We start from the raw sequence: 20,039 nt of genomic DNA, 5'->3' as shown, positions 1-20,039 counted from the left end.
CTGATCACCCTACAGGTGCTGTACAGAATGAACTGGCGAAAGCCAAGATTCAGGAGTGCAACAATGAGTTCATTAAGTCAGGCGGCGAGCAGCGCTGAAAAACGCACTAACGCTCGCTACTGGATAGTGGTGATGTTGTTTATCGTCACATCCTTCAACTACGGCGATCGCGCCACCTTATCCATTGCCGGTTCGGAGATGGCCAAAGACATTGGTCTGGATGCGGTAGGGATGGGTTATGTATTCTCCGCTTTCTCATGGGCCTATGTTATCGGCCAGATCCCTGGCGGCTGGTTGCTTGACCGCTTCGGTTCAAAACGTGTTTATTTCTGGTCCATCTTTATTTGGTCCATGTTTACTCTGCTGCAAGGCTTCGTCGATATCTTTAGTGGCTTCGGCATTATCGTTGCGCTGTTTACGTTGCGATTCCTTGTCGGTTTAGCTGAAGCACCTTCCTTCCCCGGCAATAGTCGTATAGTTGCGGCATGGTTCCCGGCACAGGAGAGGGGCACGGCGGTCGCAATCTTTAACTCTGCGCAGTACTTTGCCACCGTTATTTTTGCGCCAATCATGGGGTGGCTGACCCACGAAGTGGGCTGGTCGCATGTGTTCTTCTTTATGGGCGGCCTCGGGATTGTTATCAGCTTTATCTGGCTGAAGGTGATTCATGAACCAAACCAGCACCCGGGCGTAAACCAAAAAGAGCTGGAGTACATTGCTGAAGGCGGGGCGCTGATCAATATGGATCAGGCGGCCGCCAAAGCTAAAGTGCCGTTCAGCGTGAAGTGGGGGCAAATCAAACAGCTGCTGGGCTCACGGATGATGATCGGTATTTACATCGGGCAATACTGCATTAACGCGCTGACCTACTTCTTTATCACCTGGTTCCCGGTTTATCTGGTGCAGGCTCGCGGTATGTCGATTTTGAAAGCTGGTTTTGTCGCTTCGGTCCCGGCCATTTGCGGATTCGCCGGCGGTGTGCTCGGCGGCATTATTTCCGACTGGCTGATGCGCCGTACCGGTTCGCTAAATATCGCCCGTAAAACGCCAATCGTACTCGGCATGCTGCTGTCGATGGTGATGGTGTTCTGTAACTACGTCAACGTGGAGTGGATGATCATCGGCTTTATGGCGCTGGCCTTCTTCGGCAAAGGTATCGGTGCGTTGGGATGGGCGGTGATGGCTGATACTGCACCTAAAGAGATCAGCGGTCTGAGCGGCGGTTTGTTCAACATGTTTGGCAATATCTCCGGTATCGTCACGCCAATTGCTATCGGCTACATCGTAGGGACCACCGGCTCGTTTAACGGCGCGTTGATTTACGTCGGGGTGCATGCGTTGATTGCGGTGGTGAGCTATCTGGTACTGGTGGGCGATATTAAACGTATCGAACTGAAACCTGTCGCAGGACAATGATGATGACAACACAATCGAGTCCCGTTATTACCGATATGAAGGTCATCCCGGTGGCCGGTCATGACAGCATGCTGCTCAATATTGGCGGTGCGCACAATGCATATTTCACCCGCAATATTGTGGTTCTTACCGATAACGCCGGCAATACCGGCGTCGGTGAAGCGCCGGGCGGCGAAGTGATTTATCAGACGCTGGTTGACGCTATCCCGATGGTATTGGGTCAGGAAGTTGCGCGCCTGAATAAGGTGGTACAGCAGGTGCATAAAGGCAACCAGGCCGCTGATTTTGACACCTTCGGCAAAGGCGCCTGGACGTTTGAGCTACGGGTAAACGCGGTAGCGGCGCTGGAAGCGGCGCTGCTCGACCTGCTGGGCAAGGCGCTGAACGTGCCGGTTTGTGAACTGTTAGGGCCGGGCAAGCAGCGTGATGCGGTCACCGTACTCGGCTATCTGTTCTACGTGGGCGATCGCACAAAGACCGATTTACCGTATCTGGAAAGCACGCCGGGAAACCATGAGTGGTATCACCTGCGTCACCAGCAAGCGATGAACAGTGAGGCGGTGGTACGTCTGGCTCAGGCTTCGCAGGATCGCTACGGCTTTAAAGATTTCAAACTCAAAGGTGGTGTACTGCCTGGCGAGCAGGAAATCGACACCGCTCGTGCGCTGAAAAAATGCTTCCCGGATGCGCGTATTACGGTTGATCCCAACGGTGCCTGGTTGCTGGATGAAGCCATCTCCCTGTGTAAAGGGCTGAACGATGTTCTGACCTACGCCGAAGATCCATGCGGCGCTGAACAGGGTTTTTCTGGCCGCGAAGTGATGGCCGAGTTCCGCCGTGCAACCGGTCTACCGGTAGCAACCAACATGATAGCCACCAACTGGCGTGAAATGGGCCATGCGGTGATGCTGAACTCAGTAGATATTCCGCTGGCCGATCCGCACTTCTGGACCCTTTCCGGCGCGGTACGCGTGGCACAGTTATGCGATGACTGGGGCCTGACCTGGGGCTGCCATTCTAACAATCATTTTGATATTTCGCTGGCGATGTTCACCCACGTTGGCGCCGCTGCGCCGGGCAACCCGACGGCTATCGACACCCACTGGATCTGGCAGGAGGGCGATTGCCGTCTGACCAAAAATCCGCTGGAGATTAAGAACGGGAAAATTGCTGTTCCTGACGCGCCTGGACTGGGCGTAGAGCTGGACTGGGATCAGGTTAACAAGGCTCATGAAGCCTACAAGAGACTGCCCGGCGGCGCGCGTAATGACGCAGGCCCAATGCAGTATCTGATCCCCGGATGGACTTTTGACCGTAAACGTCCCGTTTTCGGCCGCCACTAATTTTGAATAAGGACTTAATTATGAGCGCACAATTTTCTACCCCATTGGTTACCTCTATGCAGGTTATTCCGGTTGCGGGTCATGACAGTATGCTGATGAACCTGAGCGGCGCACATGCTCCATTCTTCACGCGCAATATTGTGATTATTAAAGATAACTCCGGTCATACCGGCGTGGGTGAAATTCCCGGCGGAGAAAAAATCCGCAAAACGCTGGAAGATGCGATCCCGCTGGTGGTAGGCAAAACGTTAGGTGAATACAAAAACGTGCTGAATGCGGTACGCAATACTTTTGCCGATCGTGATGCGGGCGGTCGCGGTTTGCAGACGTTTGATTTACGTACCACTATTCATGTGGTTACTGGGATCGAAGCGGCCATGTTGGATCTGTTAGGTCAGCATCTGGGCGTAAACGTCGCCTCTCTGCTGGGTGATGGACAGCAGCGTAGCGAAGTTGAAATGTTGGGTTACCTGTTCTTTGTCGGTAACCGTAAGGCAACGCCGCTGCCGTACCAGAGTCAGCCGGATGAGAAGTGCGACTGGTATCGTCTGCGTCATGAAGAGGCGATGACCCCGGATGCGGTAGTGCGCCTGGCGGAAGCTGCGTATGAGAAGTATGGCTTCAACGACTTTAAACTGAAAGGCGGCGTGCTGGCCGGGGAAGAGGAAGCGGAATCTATCGTTGCGCTGGCGAAGCGTTTCCCGCAGGCCCGCGTCACGCTGGATCCGAACGGCGCGTGGTCGCTAAATGAAGCGATTAAGATCGGCAAATATCTGAAGGGTTCTCTGGCCTATGCGGAAGATCCGTGCGGCGCCGAGCAGGGCTTCTCTGGTCGTGAAGTGATGGCGGAATTCCGCCGCGCTACCGGTCTGCCGACCGCCACCAACATGATCGCTACCGACTGGCGTCAGATGGGGCATACGCTGTCGCTGCAGTCCGTGGATATCCCACTGGCGGACCCGCACTTCTGGACCATGCAGGGTTCTGTCCGCGTGGCGCAAATGTGCCATGAGTTTGGGTTGACCTGGGGATCGCACTCTAACAACCACTTTGATATTTCGCTGGCGATGTTTACGCATGTCGCGGCAGCGGCTCCGGGCAAAATTACCGCGATTGACACCCACTGGATCTGGCAGGAAGGTAATCAACGCCTGACCAAAGAGCCATTTGAAATCAAAGGCGGCATGGTGCAGGTTCCGGCAAAACCGGGTCTGGGCGTGGAGCTGGATATGGATCAGGTCATGAAAGCGCATGAGCTGTACCAGCAACATGGACTGGGGGCGCGTGATGATGCGATGGGAATGCAGTATCTGATCCCGAACTGGACGTTTGATAATAAGCGTCCGTGCATGGTACGCTAAGCGAACTGGGACCGCTCCCATTGAGGGGCGGTTTTTATCCTGGTATATGCTTAACACAGTCAACATGCGTAAGGATGCTTTATGAAAATAGTAATCGCACCGGATTCCTATAAGGAAAGTTTGAGTGCGCTTGAAGTGGCAACGGCTATTGAGCAGGGGTTTCGTGAGATCTGGCCCGATGCGGATTACGTGAAGATTCCGGTTGCAGATGGCGGTGAAGGAACGGTCGAAGCGATGGTTGCCGCAACGCAAGGTCACCTTGTACATGTTGATGTTACCGGCCCTTTGGGCAACACAATTCAGGCATTTTATGGTTTATCCGGTGATGAGCGCTCGGCGTTTATCGAAATGGCGGCTGCCAGCGGACTGGAACAGGTTCCTGCGGGGTTACGCGATCCGCTGAAAACGACATCCTGGGGAACCGGGGAGTTAATCCGTCATGCGTTGGACGCTGGCGTTGAGCATATCATCATTGGAATTGGCGGAAGCGCCACCAATGATGGCGGTGCCGGGATGGTACAAGCGCTGGGAGCAAAATTGCTGGATACGCAAAATAACGATATTGCCCATGGCGGGGCTGGCCTCGAATCGCTCGCTCGGATTGATATTTCTCAGTTAGACCAGCGACTTGCTGCGTGTCGTATTGAAGTAGCTTGCGACGTGACTAATCCGTTGACCGGTGAAGAGGGCGCTTCTGCGGTTTTTGGCCCGCAAAAAGGGGCGACGCCGGAGATGATTACCCGCCTGGATCGGGCACTCACGCACTATGCGCAACTCATTGCCCGCGATCTGGACGTCAACGTGCTGGATCTGGCCGGCGGTGGCGCCGCTGGTGGTATGGGGGCGGCGCTATATGCGTTTTGCGGCGCACAGTTGCGCTGCGGTATTGAGATAGTAACGGATGCGTTGCACCTTGACGCCTGCGTTGCGGATGCGGATTTAGTGGTCACGGGTGAAGGGCGCATTGATAGTCAGACCATTCACGGTAAGGTTCCGGTTGGCGTGGCGAAGGTCGCAAAGCGTTACAGCAAACCGGTTATCGGCATTGCCGGTAGCCTGACGGCGGATGTCGGTGTGGTCCACGAGCATGGGCTGGATGCGGTTTTCAGCGTCATCTATACCATCTGTACCCTGGATGAGGCGCTAAAGAACGCGAGCGACAACGTACGAATGACGGCGAGAAACGTGGCCGCAACGCTTAAAGCCGGGCAGCAATTACGCTGAGTTGTAGGTTGGATAAGGCGGTCACGCCGCCTTCCTGCGAATATTACCCCAACAACTTCTTCGCTTCGCGCGCAACGTTGTCCATTTCATCCAGAAGCTCTAAAAACTCAGGCTCCAGCTCTTCTTCCTTGGTCCCGCTACGTAATTGCTGCTCAATAAGCTGACACAGGTTTTTCATGCGGGGAACGCCGCTATAACCGCAGCTGCCGTGCAGCTTGTGGATCATATCCACCAGACCTTCAGGGTTTTCACCGACCAGCTGTTCTTCAATTTTGTTACGTACTTCGGGCAGAAAATCGAGCAGCATTTGCAGCATATCCCGCGCCAGATCGTTTTTACCTGCGGCTTGTCTTAATGCTAACTGCCAGTCGAGTGTGGTATTCGGATTGACTACCGGCTCAACAGGTTCAACGGCGATCGCCCTAAGCGCTGTGCTTGCGCCAGGTTTGTAGCGTAACAGCAGATTATGCAGCTTATCTTCTTCGATAGGCTTCGCCAGGTAATCGTTCATCCCGGCGCTGAGCAACTTCTCTTTCTGCCCGGCCATGGCGTGTGCGGTGACCGCAATGACCGGTGTCTGCTGTTGATGAGGAAGCTGGTGGATTAGTTCACAAGCGCGAATGCCGTCCATGTCTGGCATCTGAATATCCATCAGGATCAGATCAAATTGCATTTGTCTGGCGCGATCCACCGCTTGATGCCCACTGTCGCAGAGCACGACGTGCTGCACCTTATCTTCCAACAGTGCGCCAATCAGCTTGAGGTTCGCAGGGTTGTCGTCTACCGCCATAACGGTCATCGCAATTTTGCTATCGTCTAACAGCAGCGGATCCGCGCTGTGATTCACCTGACAATACTCTGTCAGCGCAGGCAGTAAGCGAGTTGAGGTGAGAGGTTTCAACAGACATGCCGCCGCGCCGCCCTGTTTTAACTTCTCGGCGTTAATCTGCGCATGGCAAGGCAGGGCCAGTAACAAAAAGTCGGTCATCGCCGCAGCGTTTGCCAGCCGCTCATGCTGCATGGTGAGCGGTTCGCGTAAAGTAACCGGAATGCCGAGCAGCAGAATATCGTAGTGATCCTTCGGCAGCCCGGAGAATGAAGGGCTGTAAATCACCTCCAACGGCGTTTCGCTCAAGATATCTAATGTGCACTGTGCGGCAGTGGCGTTCGGTTCGACGTAGGCCAGTCGTTTACCGGCCAGGCAGAGCGTGGTTGAGCGGTCAACGAGAACGTTAGGGTTAAGATCGAGGCTGATATGGAACCAGAACGTGGAACCCCGGTTCGGTTGACTATGGAAGGAGATATCCCCGCCCATTTCGTTGACCAGTTTTTGCGTAATGACCAGGCCCAGCCCGGTACCGCCGTGGCGGCGGGAAATACTGGCATCCGCCTGGCGGAAGGCCTGGAACAAGCGTGACTGATCGCGCTCAGGAATACCAATTCCGGTATCGCGGATTTGTACTTCAATCTGCACTTTCGTATTACTAAGGGCGCGCTTCTCGACCAGAATGTCGATATTGCCGCCTTCGGTAAATTTGATGGCATTGCCAACCAGATTGGTGATTACCTGCTGTAAGCGCAGCGGATCGCCGATGACGTTGTCCGGCACGTCATTCTTAATATTTAGCGTCAGTTCAAGCCCTTTATCATGGGATGAATGCGCTAACAGCGTAACGACGTCATCCAGCGTGCTGCGCAGCGGGAAGGGAATGCTTTCCAGAATCAGCTTGCCCGCCTCAAGTTTGGAGAAGTCGAGTACATCATTGATGATAGCCAGCAGATTGTTAGCCGAGCGTTCAATGGTATTCAGGTGATCGCGCTGCGTGGTGTTGAGCTCGGTTTTTAGCGTAAGACGGGTGAAGCCAATCACGCCATTCAGCGGTGTTCGCAGTTCGTGCGACATGTTAGCCAGAAACTCAGACTTAATACGCGCCGCTTCCTGGGCGCGTTTCTTCGCCAGATCCAGTTCGACGTTCTGGATTTCCATCTGCTCCAGCGTTTCACGCAGGTCAGAGGTGGCCTGATCGATGTTGTGCTGCATCTCTTCATGGTAAGCCGCAAGTGACATCGCCATCGAGTTGATACCATTTTTGAGCATATCCAGCTCGCCCAACATGAAACCTTCCACGCGGCTGTCGAGCTGTCCTCTACGAATTCGGTCAACGGTATTCACCATATTGCGAATCGGGCCGGTTACGTCTCGCATCAGACGCCAGCCAAAAATTAACGCAATACCAATACAAAACAGCATCATTACACTGGAGATAAAGATCTCTTTGTACTGCTGCAATCGCACGGACTTAAGATCCAGCTCAAGCGCCACATACCCCAGCATATTTTTGGTGTTTTTCGCATCGCTTACGGCGGATTCATCTGGTGAATAGCTTTCCGATATAATCGGGGTACGCAGGATCATGATATCCCCGTGCCGGGTGACGCTCAGCTTACGGGGAAACGGTGAACCTGTCGCCAACTGCATTTCAGACGGATCGAGATGAAAATTAGAGGTGACGAACAGTCGGTTATTTTCGTCATAAACAGAAATTGCCCGCACGATATCGGAATGGCGACGATGCAGCACGCTGATAAGCTGGCCGATAGATTCCCTGTTTTGCAGGTTCATGCCATATTCGCTGGAGACCGCGAGTGGTTCTATGATGCTGGCACCAGCATCTTCCAGTTGACGCTGCAAGTCGTTATAGCGATGCACAACAAAAAAGATACTGAGCAACAAACCTATCAGGACGGTCGGGGCCAGGATCAGAATCATCATGCGTGCGCGCAGGCTGTAGTTGGTCATGGAGTTCCGTTATGGGACAATTAGGGTCACACTGTTAAATAGAGAAATATCTCGTCGATGGCGCAATTCTACTCTGCAAAACGACGCGTGACGACGCGTCAGATCATAACCGTTACCGTCAATGACCTCGATCCTTTTGGTCAGGGCGTCGCTCGCCATAACGGAAAAGCGTTGTTTATACCGGAATTGCTACCCCAGGAAAGCGCCGAGGTGGTGATTACCGAAGATAAAAAACAGTTCGCCCGCGCGCAAGTAAAACGACGTTTGAACAACAGCCCTGAGCGTGAAGTGCCACGTTGCCCGCATTTTGGCGTATGCGGCGGTTGCCAGCAGCAGCATGCCAGCATCTCGTTACAGCAGCGTAGTAAAAGCGCGGCGTTGTCGCGTTTAATGAAATGTGACGTGTCGGATGTTATAGCTGATACGCCGTGGGGCTATCGTCGTCGTGCCCGATTGAGCCTGAACTATCGGCCAAAAGAACAAAAATTGCAGATGGGGTTTCGTAAATCAGGCTCCAGCGACATTATCGATGTCAAACAATGCCCTGTTTTGGTGCCCCAGCTTGAAGCGTTATTGCCCCATCTCAGGGCGTGTCTGGAAAGTCTTCAAGGGTTACGCCACCTTGGACATGTTGAACTGGTGCAGGCAGGGAGCGGAACCCTGATGATTTTGCGCCACACGGCGCCATTAAGTGCAGCGGATAAAGAAAAACTGGAATGCTTTTCGCATTCTCAGGGGCTGTCTTTGTTTCTGGCCCCGCAAAGCGAGATACTGGAATCAATATCAGAAGAATCGCCCTGGTATGACTCAAATGGACTACGGTTAACCTTCAGCCCGCGCGATTTTATTCAGGTTAACGAAGGGGTAAACCAACAAATGGTGGCCCGTGCGCTGGAATGGCTCGATGTGCAACCTGAAGATCGCGTGCTCGATCTGTTCTGCGGAATGGGTAACTTTACCCTGCCGCTGGCAACTCGAGCAGCAAGTGTGGTTGGCGTGGAAGGTGTTCCGGCGCTGGTTGAAAAAGGCCGGGAGAATGCGCTGAATAACGGATTACACAATGTGACATTCTTTCATGAGAACCTTGAGGAAGATGTTACCCGGCAGCCGTGGGCGAAAAACGGATTCGACAAAGTTTTGCTCGATCCTGCGCGTGCGGGGGCTGCTGGTGTGATGCAACATATTATAAAATTAGAACCTATACGCGTTGTTTATGTATCCTGTAACCCGGCAACGCTGGCTCGTGACAGCGATGCTTTGCTCAATGCGGGATATGCCATCCGGCGGCTGGCGATGCTCGATATGTTCCCGCACACTGGACACCTGGAATCAATGGTCCTGTTTGAGCGTTTGTAATGAACTTAATACCCATTGGATTTCGCCTTGTAATGCTGTGTGAAAGACAATGGGTTCGGCTTGTCGACTTCGACAGGCCATGCCCCTTAAGGAGAGGACGATGGTTGCGGTAAGAAGTGCACATTTAAATAAAGCTGGTGAGTTTGATCCCAAGAAATGGATCGCGAGTCTGGGGATCTCCAGCCAGCAGTCGTGTGAACGCTTAGCCGAAACCTGGGCGTACTGCCTCCAGCAGACACAGGGGCATCCGGATGCGGATCTGCTGCTGTGGCGTGGCGTGGAGATGGTAGAAATTCTCTCCATGTTGAGCATGGATATCGACACGCTGCGTGCAGCAATGCTGTTCCCATTGGCTGATGCCAACGTGGTAAGTGAAGACATCCTGCGCGAGAGCGTGGGCAAATCCATTGTTCATCTTATCCACGGCGTGCGTGATATGGCGGCGATACGCCAGCTTAAAGCCACGCATACCGATTCAGTTTCTTCCGAGCAGGTCGATAACGTCCGCCGCATGCTGCTGGCAATGGTAGATGACTTCCGCTGTGTGGTCATCAAGCTGGCAGAGCGGATTGCCCATCTGCGTGAAGTGAAAGACGCGCCGGAAGATGAACGCGTTCTGGCGGCAAAAGAGTGCACCAATATCTATGCACCGCTGGCCAACCGTTTGGGAATCGGGCAATTAAAATGGGAGCTGGAAGATTATTGCTTCCGTTATCTGCACCCGGCTGAATACAAACGCATTGCCAAGCTGCTGCATGAACGTCGTATCGACAGGGAGCATTACATTGATGAGTTCGTTGGTCATTTGCGCTCAGAGATGAAAACGGAAGGCGTCAAAGCTGAAGTGTACGGGCGTCCGAAGCATATCTACAGCATCTGGCGCAAAATGCAGAAAAAGCAGTTGGCCTTCGATGAACTGTTCGATGTGCGCGCAGTGCGTATCGTGGCAGAGCGTTTACAGGACTGCTATGCCGCGCTCGGGATAGTACATACTCACTATCGCCATCTGCCGGATGAGTTTGATGACTACGTCGCGAACCCGAAACCCAACGGCTACCAGTCAATCCATACGGTTGTGCTGGGGCCGGGCGGGAAAACCATTGAAATTCAGATCCGTACCAAACAGATGCACGAAGATGCCGAACTGGGCGTCGCGGCGCACTGGAAGTACAAAGAGGGCACCGCTTCAGGCGCGGCGCGCTCTGGTCATGAAGATCGCATTGCATGGCTGCGTAAGCTGATCGCCTGGCAGGAAGAGATGGCAGATTCCGGTGAAATGCTGGATGAAGTTCGTAGCCAGGTCTTTGATGACCGCGTGTATGTCTTTACGCCGAAAGGCGACGTTGTGGATCTGCCTGCAGGCTCCACGCCGCTCGATTTTGCTTACCACATTCATAGTGATGTGGGGCATCGTTGCATTGGCGCGAAAATTGGTGGACGCATCGTACCGTTTACCTACCAACTGCAGATGGGCGATCAAATTGAAATTATCACCCAGAAACAGCCAAACCCAAGCCGCGACTGGTTGAACCCTAACCTTGGCTACGTAACCACCAGTCGTGGGCGTTCGAAGATCCACGCCTGGTTCCGTAAACAGGACCGTGATAAGAACATTCTTGCAGGTCGCCAGATCCTCGACGATGAACTGGCGCATTTAGGCATCAGCCTGAAAGAAGCGGAAAAACATCTGCTGCCGCGCTACAGTTTCAATGAGCTGGATGAACTGTTGGCGGCGATTGGCGGAGGAGACATCCGCCTCAACCAGATGGTGAATTTCCTGCAGGCGCAGTTTAATAAGCCAAGCGCTGCCGAACAGGATGCCGCCGCGCTGAAACAGCTTCAGCAGAAAACGCACGCACCGCAAAGTCGCCGTAAAGACGACGGTCGTGTCGTGGTGGAAGGGGTAGGTAACCTGATGCACCACATCGCTCGCTGCTGCCAGCCGATTCCAGGCGATGAGATTGTCGGGTTTATTACCCAGGGACGCGGTATTTCCGTGCACCGGGCGGATTGTGAACAGCTGACTGAGCTGCGTTCCCATGCGCCGGAACGTATTGTCGATGCGGTCTGGGGCGAAAGTTACTCTGCAGGGTATTCGCTGGTGGTTCGCGTCCAGGCCAACGATCGCAGTGGCTTGTTACGTGATATCACCACGATTCTCGCCAACGAGAAGGTGAACGTGCTGGGAGTTGCCAGCCGGAGTGATACCAAACAACAGCTTGCCACCATTGATATGACCATCGAAATCTACAACCTGCAGGTGCTCGGGCGCGTGCTCGGCAAGCTGAACCAGGTACCGGATGTGATCGACGCACGTCGTCTGCACGGTAATTAATCATTATGTAGGCCGGATAACCTTGTAGGCCTGATAAGACGCGTTAGCGTTGCCATCAGGCATTGCTATGTTGCCTGATGTCGCCTTATCCGGCCTACCGTATTGAAATTTCAGGATATTCCAATGAATCAAATCGACCGACTGCTCGGTATTATGCAGCGCCTGCGCGACCCGGAGAACGGCTGTCCGTGGGACAAAGAGCAGACATTCGCCACTATTGCTCCTTATACCCTCGAAGAAACTTATGAAGTGCTGGACGCGATTGCGCGAGAAGACTTCGACGACCTGCGTGGAGAGTTGGGGGATCTGCTGTTCCAGGTGGTGTTTTACGCCCAGATGGCTCAGGAAGAAGGACGCTTCAACTTTGATGATATTTGCGCTGCGATAAGCGATAAGCTTGAACGCCGCCACCCGCATGTTTTTGCTGATGTTTCTGCAAGTAACAGCACCGAGGTGCTTACCCGTTGGGAGCAAATCAAAACCGAAGAACGTGCTGAGAAGGCACAGCATTCCGCGCTCGACGATATTCCCCGTAGTTTACCGGCATTAATGCGCGCCCAAAAAATCCAGAAACGCTGCTCAAATGTTGGCTTCGACTGGAAAACATTAGGACCGGTTGTCGACAAGGTTTACGAAGAGATCGACGAAGTCATGTTTGAGGCGAAGCAGGCTGTTGTCGACCAGGCTAAACTGGAGGAGGAAATGGGCGATCTGCTGTTTGCCACGGTCAATATGGCCCGGCATTTAGGCACTAAAGCAGAGACCGCATTGCAGAAAGCGAACGAGAAGTTTGAGCGGCGTTTTCGTGAGGTTGAGCGAATTGTGGCGGCTCGAGGTCTGGAAATGACTGGTGTTGATCTGGAAACTATGGAAGAAGTCTGGCAACAGGTAAAACGGCAGGAAATTGATCTCTAAGGGATTTCGTCGGTCAAGGGCGATTTGTGTGATTTTTTAAATAACAAGCGCTTGATTTACGTCAAAAACATTTACCCCAAAGGGGCTATTTTCTCACTCCCGATGTTAATGTGAGCCTGGTGAAGAGGAGGAATAATGAAAGTTTGTGGCGCTCGTCATGTTCGGGTATACTACTTTCCCGTCTTGGTAATTCCATCGTTTCACCCTAACTTCTCAGGTCCAGCATGACAACGAACTATATTTTTGTGACCGGCGGGGTCGTATCCTCTCTGGGAAAAGGCATTGCCGCAGCCTCCCTGGCAGCCATTCTTGAAGCCCGTGGCCTCAATGTAACCATGATGAAACTGGATCCGTACATCAACGTCGATCCAGGTACTATGAGCCCAATCCAACACGGGGAAGTGTTCGTTACCGAAGACGGCGCTGAAACCGACCTGGACCTGGGTCACTATGAGCGCTTCATTCGTACCAAAATGAGCCGCCGCAACAACTTCACTACGGGTCGTATCTACTCCGACGTTCTGCGTAAAGAACGCCGTGGCGACTACCTGGGCGCGACCGTTCAGGTTATCCCGCACATCACGAATGCCATTAAAGAGCGTGTTCTGGAAGGCGGTGAAGGTCATGATGTTGTTCTGGTCGAAATCGGCGGAACCGTTGGGGATATCGAATCTCTGCCGTTCCTTGAAGCGATTCGCCAGATGGCCGTAGAAATTGGTCGCGAGCACACGCTGTTTATGCATCTGACGCTGGTTCCGTACATGGCGGCGGCAGGTGAAGTCAAAACTAAACCGACCCAGCACTCTGTAAAAGAGCTGCTTTCTATCGGTATTCAGCCAGATATCCTGATTTGCCGCTCCGATCGCGCAGTTCCGGCTAATGAACGTGCAAAAATTGCATTGTTCTGTAACGTTCCGGAAAAAGCGGTGATTTCTCTGAAAGATGTCGATTCCATCTATAAAATCCCGGGCCTGTTGAAATCTCAGGGCCTTGACGATTATATTTGTAAACGATTCAGCTTGAACTGTCCGGAAGCTAATCTGTCAGAATGGGAACAGGTTATCTACGAAGAAGCGAATCCGGCAGGCGAAGTGACTATCGGTATGGTCGGCAAGTACATTGAACTGCCGGATGCCTATAAATCAGTTATCGAAGCGCTGAAGCATGGCGGTCTGAAGAATCGTGTCACCGTCAATATCAAGCTGATCGATTCACAAGATGTCGAAACGCGTGGCGTTGAGATCCTGAAAGGTCTTGATGCAATCCTGATCCCTGGCGGCTTCGGCTACCGTGGTGTTGAAGGTAAAATCGCGACGGCGCGCTTTGCGCGTGAGAACAATATTCCTTATCTGGGCATTTGCCTGGGTATGCAGGTTGCGTTGATTGAGTTTGCACGTAACGTAGTGGGTATGGACAACGCCAACTCCACGGAATTTGTGCCAGACTGTAAGTACCCGGTGGTGGCCCTGATTACCGAATGGCGCGATGAAGACGGCAACGTCGAAGTCCGTACCGAGAAGAGCGATCTGGGCGGCACTATGCGTCTTGGTGCGCAGCAGTGTCAGTTGAGCGACGATAGCCTGGTTCGTCAACTGTACGGCGCGCCGACAATTGTTGAACGCCACCGCCACCGTTACGAAGTCAACAATATGCTGTTGAAACAGATTGAAGCTGCGGGTCTGCGTATTGCAGGCCGTTCCGGTGATGATCAGTTGGTCGAGATCATTGAGGTACCGAATCATCCGTGGTTCGTGGCCTGTCAGTTCCACCCGGAATTTACTTCCACGCCACGTGATGGGCACCCGCTGTTTGCCGGCTTTGTGAAAGCCGCCAGTGAACATCAGAAGCGTCAGGCGAAGTAAGAAGTAAATAAGTTAGAACGGCAATGCACCCATCAGGGTGCATTGTTTGTCTGGAGTTTTAGTTTAACTTGTACTGAGGAAAATCTAATGTCCAAAATCGTTAAAATCATCGGTCGTGAAATCATCGACTCCCGTGGTAACCCGACTGTTGAAGCCGAAGTACACCTGGAAGGTGGTTTCGTTGGTATGGCAGCAGCTCCGTCAGGTGCTTCTACTGGTTCCCGCGAAGCACTGGAACTGCGCGATGGCGACAAATCCCGTTTCATGGGTAAAGGCGTACTGAAAGCTGTTGCAGCTGTTAACGGCCCAATTGCTCAGGCTCTGCTGGGTAAAGATGCTAAAGATCAGGCTGGCATCGACAAGATCATGATCGATCTGGACGGTACTGAAAACAAATCCAACTTCGGTGCAAACGCCATCCTGGCTGTGTCCCTGGCGAACGCCAAAGCAGCAGCTGCTGCTAAAGGCCTGCCGCTGTATGCACACATCGCTGAACTGAACGGTACTCCGGGTAAATACTCCATGCCGGTTCCGATGATGAACATCATCAACGGTGGTGAGCACGCTGACAACAACGTCGACATCCAGGAATTCATGATTCAGCCGGTTGGCGCTAAGACTCTGAAAGAAGCCGTTCGTATGGGTTCTGAAGTGTTCCACAACCTGGCTAAAGTTCTGAAAGCTAAAGGTATGAACACTGCAGTTGGTGACGAAGGCGGCTACGCGCCGAACCTGGGTTCCAACGCTGAAGCTCTGGCTGTAATCGCTGAAGCGGTTAAAGCAGCTGGCTACGAGCTGGGCAAAGACATCACTCTGGCGATGGACTGTGCAGCGTCTGAATTCTACAAAGACGGTAAATACGTTCTGGCTGGCGAAGGCAACAAAGCATTCACCTCCGAAGAATTCACTCACTTCCTGGAAGAACTGACCAAACAGTACCCGATCGTGTCCATCGAAGATGGTCTGGACGAGTCTGACTGGGATGGTTTCGCATACCAGACTAAAGTACTGGGCGACAAAATCCAGCTGGTTGGTGACGATCTGTTCGTAACCAACACCAAGATCCTGAAAGAAGGCATCGAAAAAGGCATCGTTAACTCCATCCTGATCAAATTCAACCAGATCGGTTCTCTGACCGAAACTCTGGCTGCGATCAAAATGGCGAAAGACGCTGGCTACACCGCTGTCATCTCTCACCGTTCTGGCGAAACTGAAGATGCTACCATCGCTGACCTGGCTGTTGGTACCGCTGCAGGCCAGATCAAAACTGGTTCTATGAGCCGTTCTGACCGCGTTGCTAAGTACAACCAGCTGATTCGTATCGAAGAAGCTCTGGGTGAACAAGCACCGTATAACGGTCGTAAAGAGATCAAAGGTCAGGCGTAATCCTGTTCTTTAACTCTTAACGTAAAAACCCGCTGCGGCGGGTTTTTTTATGCTTTTAAAGCAGTAGAGGAAGTGTTGCGCTGGCTGTTTGCTGGCTCACATCACTGTACTTTTCATCCAGCGCAATCAGCGACGTGGTGAGAAGTTCAACCAACAGCATCACACCCACCTTGGCGTTTAGCGCACCAGCACTCAACGGACCTTCTGGTTTGGCTGCGACCAGTTGAATATCGCTCAGCGAAGCCAGCGGACTGCGCGGTGTATTACTTAGCGCCAGTACGCGCACGCCTTGCTTACGCGCCAGTTTCACGACATGCAGCAGATCGCGCGTGGAGCCTGAACTGGAGATCGCTACCACGAGCGTATTTTTGCTAAGCGTAGTGGCATTCATGGCTGCGCGGTGCATGTCGCTGAACAGTTGCGCGGGTTTGCCGAGGCGCAGGAGTTTGTAATGTAAATACTCCCCCAGAATAGCGCTGGCCGCTACGCCATAAATCTGTACCGACTGAGCCTGATGTAGCGCCAGAGCGGCGGATTCCAGTAATGTCCTGTCGAGTAACTTTGCTGTGTCCTGCAGCGCTTGCACGGATTCATTGACCACATTGTCAATTTCATCCCCGCTGTGCTCTACCGGCTGTCCTTGCTGGAGATCGAGAGCCAGCGCCATTTTGAATTCGTTATAACCCTTACACCCAAGCGTGCGGCACAGACGTGTGACGCTCGCCTCGCTGGTGTCGCTTTCACGCGCCAGTTCGGTAATCGTCAGGTAGACAACTTTTGCCGGATCACTAAGCACAAACTCTCCCAGCTTCTGCTGTGTTCGGCTATATCCGTCAACGCCCTGGCGCAATCTCAGCAGCAGGTTTTCATTTTCTGACATGCAAAATCCTTAATGCGTTTCTCTGCTGATAGTGTGGCGGAAAGCAGGGGAGAGATGCCAGTCATTTTAAAAAAGTATGATCGGCTTCCTGGTTTTTGATGATAATTTTCATTTATAAAATTAATTATGGTAAAAATTTTCATCATTAATCGGGGAGATGAAAAAATGATGCAAATGTTTAGCGGCGCCTCATCGGGCGCATGGTTTGAAAAGGCACAGCGGTTCGGCAAATCGTTCATGCTGCCGATTGCGGTACTGCCCGCTGCGGGGCTGTTGTTAGGGATTGGCGGTGCGCTGTCGAATCCAAACACATTGACGGCGTATCCGTTTTTGGACGTTGACTGGTTACAGGCAATCTTCACGATCATGACCAGCGCAGGTTCTATTGTGTTTGCCAACCTGTCGGTGCTTTTTGCGGTGGGTGTGGCAGTAGGACTGGCGAAAACGGATAAAGGCACCGCCGGGCTTGCTGCATTGCTGGCATTTCTGGTGATGAACGCCACCATCAACGCTTTATTGACACTCAACGGAACGCTGGCGCACGAGAATCCCGGTGCCGTAGGCCAGGGGATGACGCTGGGTATTCAGACGCTGGAAACAGGCGTATTTGGTGGGGTGGTGATTGGGCTTGTCACCTGCGCGCTGCATAGCCGTTTCAATAAAGTCTCGCTGCCTCAGTTCCTTGGTTTCTTCAGCGGTTCGCGCTTTGTGCCGATTATTAGCTCCCTTGCCGCGATTGTAGTGGGTGCGGTCATGACGGTGGTTTGGCCGCATTTCCAGAAACTCATTTTTGGACTGGGTGGTCTGGTGGATGCGACCGGTTATCTGGGTACGCTGTTGTACGGCTTCATCCTGCGTATGCTTGGCCCACTGGGGTTACACCATATCTTTTATTTACCGTTCTGGACCACAGCGCTTGGCGGGAGTGAAATCGTCAACGGCCAGTTGGTTGAAGGCACGCAGCGTATTTTCTTCGCGCAACTTGCCGATCCGAATACGCAGCAGTTCTATGCGGGCACCTCGCGCTTTATGTCCGGGCGCTTTATCACCATGATGTTTGGCCTGCTTGGCGCATGTCTTGCGATGTACCATACTGCCAAACCAGAGAACAGAAAGCTTGTCGCCGGACTGCTGTTGTCTGCGGCCCTGACCTCTTTCCTGACGGGGATCACTGAGCCTATCGAGTTCTCCTTCCTGTTTGTCGCACCTGTGTTATACGTCATTCACGCCTTCTTCGATGGTCTGGCGTTTATGATGGCACATATTTTACATATCACCATCGGGCAAACCTTTTCGGGTGGGCTTATCGATTTCCTCCTCTTCGGTGTGCTACAGGGGGAAGCTAAAACCAACTGGATGTACGTCCCTATGGTGGGGATCCCGTGGTTCTTCCTTTACTACTTCACCTTCCGCTATTTGATTAACCGCTTTAACTGGTTGACGCCTGGTCGTGAAAACGCAGCACCGACTGAATCCGGCCTGCCGCAAAGTGAGCGTGCTGCGGCCGTGATTGCCGGACTGGGGGGGAAAGAGAATCTGGAAGAGGTGGACTGTTGCGCCACACGTCTGCGCGTGACGGTAAAAGAGAGTAGCAAGGTCGATGAAGCGGCGCTGAAAGCGACCGGAGCGCGTGGCGTAATTATTCGCGGCAACGGGGTTCAGGTGATTTATGGCCCGCATGTCACCATCATCAAAAACGAAGTCGAAGAGATCTTATCGTAATGAAAACTGTACTGGATTCCCTGAAAGGTAAATTAATCGTCTCCTGCCAGGCGCTGGAAAATGAGCCCCTGCACAGTCCGTTTATTATGTCGCGTATGGCGCTGGCGGCAGCGCAGGGAGGTGCTGTAGGTATTCGTGCGAACAGCGTGGTGGACATTCGCGCGATCAAAGAGAGCGTCTCCCTGCCGGTGATTGGGATTATCAAGCGCGATTATCCGGGTAGCGATGTGTTTATCACGGCCACGCTCCAGGAAGTGGATGAGCTAATGACCGTTGAGCCGGAGATTATTGCTCTGGATGCGACAGCGCGCCCGCGCCCAGGTGGACAAACGCTGGAAGAATTAGTTATGCAAATCCGCGCTCGCTACCCGTCTGTGCTGCTGATGGCGGATATCGCCACCATAGACGAGGCGGTGACAGCTGAGCGTCTGGGTTTTGACTGCGTGGGCACCACGCTCTACGGCTACACCGCTGACACTGCCGGGCATGTGCTGGCGGAAAACGACTGCGGTTTTTTACGTGAGGTATTGGCGGCGGTCAGCGTACCTGTCGTGGCAGAAGGAAACGTCGATACTCCGGAACGTGCCGCACGATGCCTGGAATTAGGTGCCCATACCGTGGTGGTTGGTGGCGCAATCACGCGTCCGCAGCAGATAACGGCACGCTTTGTCGCGGCGATCGCCTCGTAAAGCATCGATGGGGCATGATACTTTGGCGGGGATCTGCGATAATTATCGTTTATCCCCATATTGAGAGCGCTATGCAGTACCCGATTAACGAGATGTTCCAGACCCTGCAAGGTGAGGGTTACTTTACCGGCGTCCCCGCCATTTTTATTCGTTTACAGGGATGCCCGGTTGGCTGTGCCTGGTGCGATACCAAACACACCTGGGATAAGCTTGAGGATCGGGAAGTCTCCCTGTACAGCATCCTGGCCAAGACCAAAGAAAGCGACAAATGGGGGGCGGCGAGCAGTGAGGATCTGCTGGCGGTCATTTCGCGTCAGGGGTATACCGCCCGTCATGTGGTGATCACCGGCGGCGAGCCCTGCATTCATGACCTGATGCCGCTGACTGACCTGCTGGAAAAGAACGGCTTTAGCTGCCAGATTGAAACTAGTGGTACCCACGAAGTACGCTGTACGCCGAATACCTGGGTGACCGTATCGCCGAAGGTAAATATGCGTGGCGGTTATGATGTGCTGTCGCAGGCGCTGGAGCGCGCGAATGAAATCAAACATCCGGTTGGTCGCGTTCGCGATATTGAAGCGCTGGATGAACTGCTGGCGACGTTGAGCGACGACAAACCACGAATCATCGCCTTACAGCCAATCAGCCAGAAAGAAGATGCGACGCGTTTGTGTATTGATACCTGTATTGCGCGCAACTGGCGTCTGTCGATGCAAACCCATAAATATCTGAATATTGCCTGATAACTGT

Annotated in this window: 14 protein-coding genes; 12 read left to right on the top strand and 2 right to left on the bottom strand. The window is 53.0% G+C overall.

The window, feature by feature from the left end; all coding sequences use genetic code 11:
- The first annotated feature begins 63 nt into the window (after positions 1 to 63).
- The 4 genes from gudP (at position 64) to OGV89_RS11595 (ending at position 5,344) form a co-directional block, all read left to right on the top strand.
- Entirely contained in the window at positions 64 to 1,416 is a 1,353-nt protein-coding gene (gudP, locus tag OGV89_RS11610) for a galactarate/glucarate/glycerate transporter GudP (RefSeq protein ID WP_003034105.1), read from the top strand.
- A gap of 2 nt (positions 1,417 to 1,418) precedes the next feature.
- Positions 1,419 to 2,759, top strand: coding sequence for an enolase C-terminal domain-like protein (locus OGV89_RS11605; protein WP_003846538.1), 1,341 nt, complete (start codon positions 1,419 to 1,421; stop codon positions 2,757 to 2,759).
- 20 nt (positions 2,760 to 2,779) lie between these two features.
- Entirely contained in the window at positions 2,780 to 4,120 is a 1,341-nt protein-coding gene (gene gudD, locus OGV89_RS11600; protein ID WP_003034111.1) for a glucarate dehydratase, read from the top strand.
- An 81-nt stretch (positions 4,121 to 4,201) separates the two neighbouring features.
- Positions 4,202 to 5,344, top strand: coding sequence for a glycerate kinase (locus tag OGV89_RS11595; protein WP_003846540.1), 1,143 nt, complete (start codon positions 4,202 to 4,204; stop codon positions 5,342 to 5,344).
- Between the two features lie 43 nt (positions 5,345 to 5,387).
- Here OGV89_RS11595 and barA read toward each other — a convergent pair whose 3' ends face one another.
- Complete coding sequence (gene barA, locus OGV89_RS11590) at positions 5,388 to 8,144, bottom strand: two-component sensor histidine kinase BarA (protein WP_003840349.1); 2,757 nt, start codon at positions 8,142 to 8,144, stop codon at positions 5,388 to 5,390.
- A gap of 57 nt (positions 8,145 to 8,201) precedes the next feature.
- Between barA and rlmD the strand changes: the two genes are divergently transcribed.
- The 5 genes from rlmD (at position 8,202) to eno (ending at position 15,998) form a co-directional block, all read left to right on the top strand.
- The gene (rlmD, locus tag OGV89_RS11585; protein ID WP_003846544.1) at positions 8,202 to 9,500 is read left to right on the top strand and encodes a 23S rRNA (uracil(1939)-C(5))-methyltransferase RlmD; all 1,299 of its coding nucleotides are present in this window, start codon (positions 8,202 to 8,204) and stop codon (positions 9,498 to 9,500) included.
- Between the two features lie 100 nt (positions 9,501 to 9,600).
- Complete coding sequence (gene relA / locus OGV89_RS11580) at positions 9,601 to 11,835, top strand: GTP diphosphokinase (RefSeq protein ID WP_003034123.1); 2,235 nt, start codon at positions 9,601 to 9,603, stop codon at positions 11,833 to 11,835.
- Positions 11,836 to 11,958: 123 nt separating this feature from the next.
- Entirely contained in the window at positions 11,959 to 12,750 is a 792-nt protein-coding gene (mazG, locus tag OGV89_RS11575; RefSeq protein ID WP_003840346.1) for a nucleoside triphosphate pyrophosphohydrolase, read from the top strand.
- A 224-nt stretch (positions 12,751 to 12,974) separates the two neighbouring features.
- A complete protein-coding gene (pyrG, locus tag OGV89_RS11570) occupies positions 12,975 to 14,612 on the top strand; it encodes a glutamine hydrolyzing CTP synthase (RefSeq protein WP_003034127.1) in 1,638 nt (545 codons plus the stop codon).
- A gap of 87 nt (positions 14,613 to 14,699) precedes the next feature.
- Positions 14,700 to 15,998 carry a phosphopyruvate hydratase gene (gene eno / locus OGV89_RS11565; protein ID WP_003034129.1) on the top strand — a complete coding sequence of 433 codons (1,299 nt, stop codon included), beginning with the start codon at positions 14,700 to 14,702 and terminating at the stop codon, positions 15,996 to 15,998.
- A gap of 55 nt (positions 15,999 to 16,053) precedes the next feature.
- Here the strand turns inward: eno and OGV89_RS11560 are convergent, their stop codons facing one another.
- Positions 16,054 to 16,878: a MurR/RpiR family transcriptional regulator gene (locus OGV89_RS11560; protein WP_003034131.1), complete on the bottom strand. Its 825-nt coding sequence runs from the start codon at positions 16,876 to 16,878 to the stop codon at positions 16,054 to 16,056.
- A gap of 165 nt (positions 16,879 to 17,043) precedes the next feature.
- Between OGV89_RS11560 and OGV89_RS11555 the strand changes: the two genes are divergently transcribed.
- From OGV89_RS11555 to queE, 3 genes are all read left to right on the top strand, one after another.
- Positions 17,044 to 18,600: a maltose/glucose-specific PTS transporter subunit IIC gene (locus tag OGV89_RS11555; protein ID WP_003034134.1), complete on the top strand. Its 1,557-nt coding sequence runs from the start codon at positions 17,044 to 17,046 to the stop codon at positions 18,598 to 18,600.
- A complete protein-coding gene (locus tag OGV89_RS11550; RefSeq protein ID WP_003846548.1) occupies positions 18,600 to 19,289 on the top strand; it encodes an N-acetylmannosamine-6-phosphate 2-epimerase in 690 nt (229 codons plus the stop codon). Before OGV89_RS11555 ends, OGV89_RS11550 begins: the two co-directional genes overlap by 1 nt.
- Before the next feature lie 71 nt (positions 19,290 to 19,360).
- A complete protein-coding gene (gene queE / locus OGV89_RS11545) occupies positions 19,361 to 20,032 on the top strand; it encodes a 7-carboxy-7-deazaguanine synthase QueE (RefSeq protein ID WP_003034139.1) in 672 nt (223 codons plus the stop codon).
- The last annotated feature ends 7 nt before the right edge of the window (positions 20,033 to 20,039 follow it).

Origin of the sequence: Citrobacter sp. Cf125 (assembly GCF_030333935.1) — a bacterium.
Lineage (GTDB): Bacteria > Pseudomonadota > Gammaproteobacteria > Enterobacterales > Enterobacteriaceae > Citrobacter > Citrobacter freundii.
Note: the sequence above shows the minus strand (reverse complement) of the source record. Positions and strands in the feature narration are given on the sequence as shown.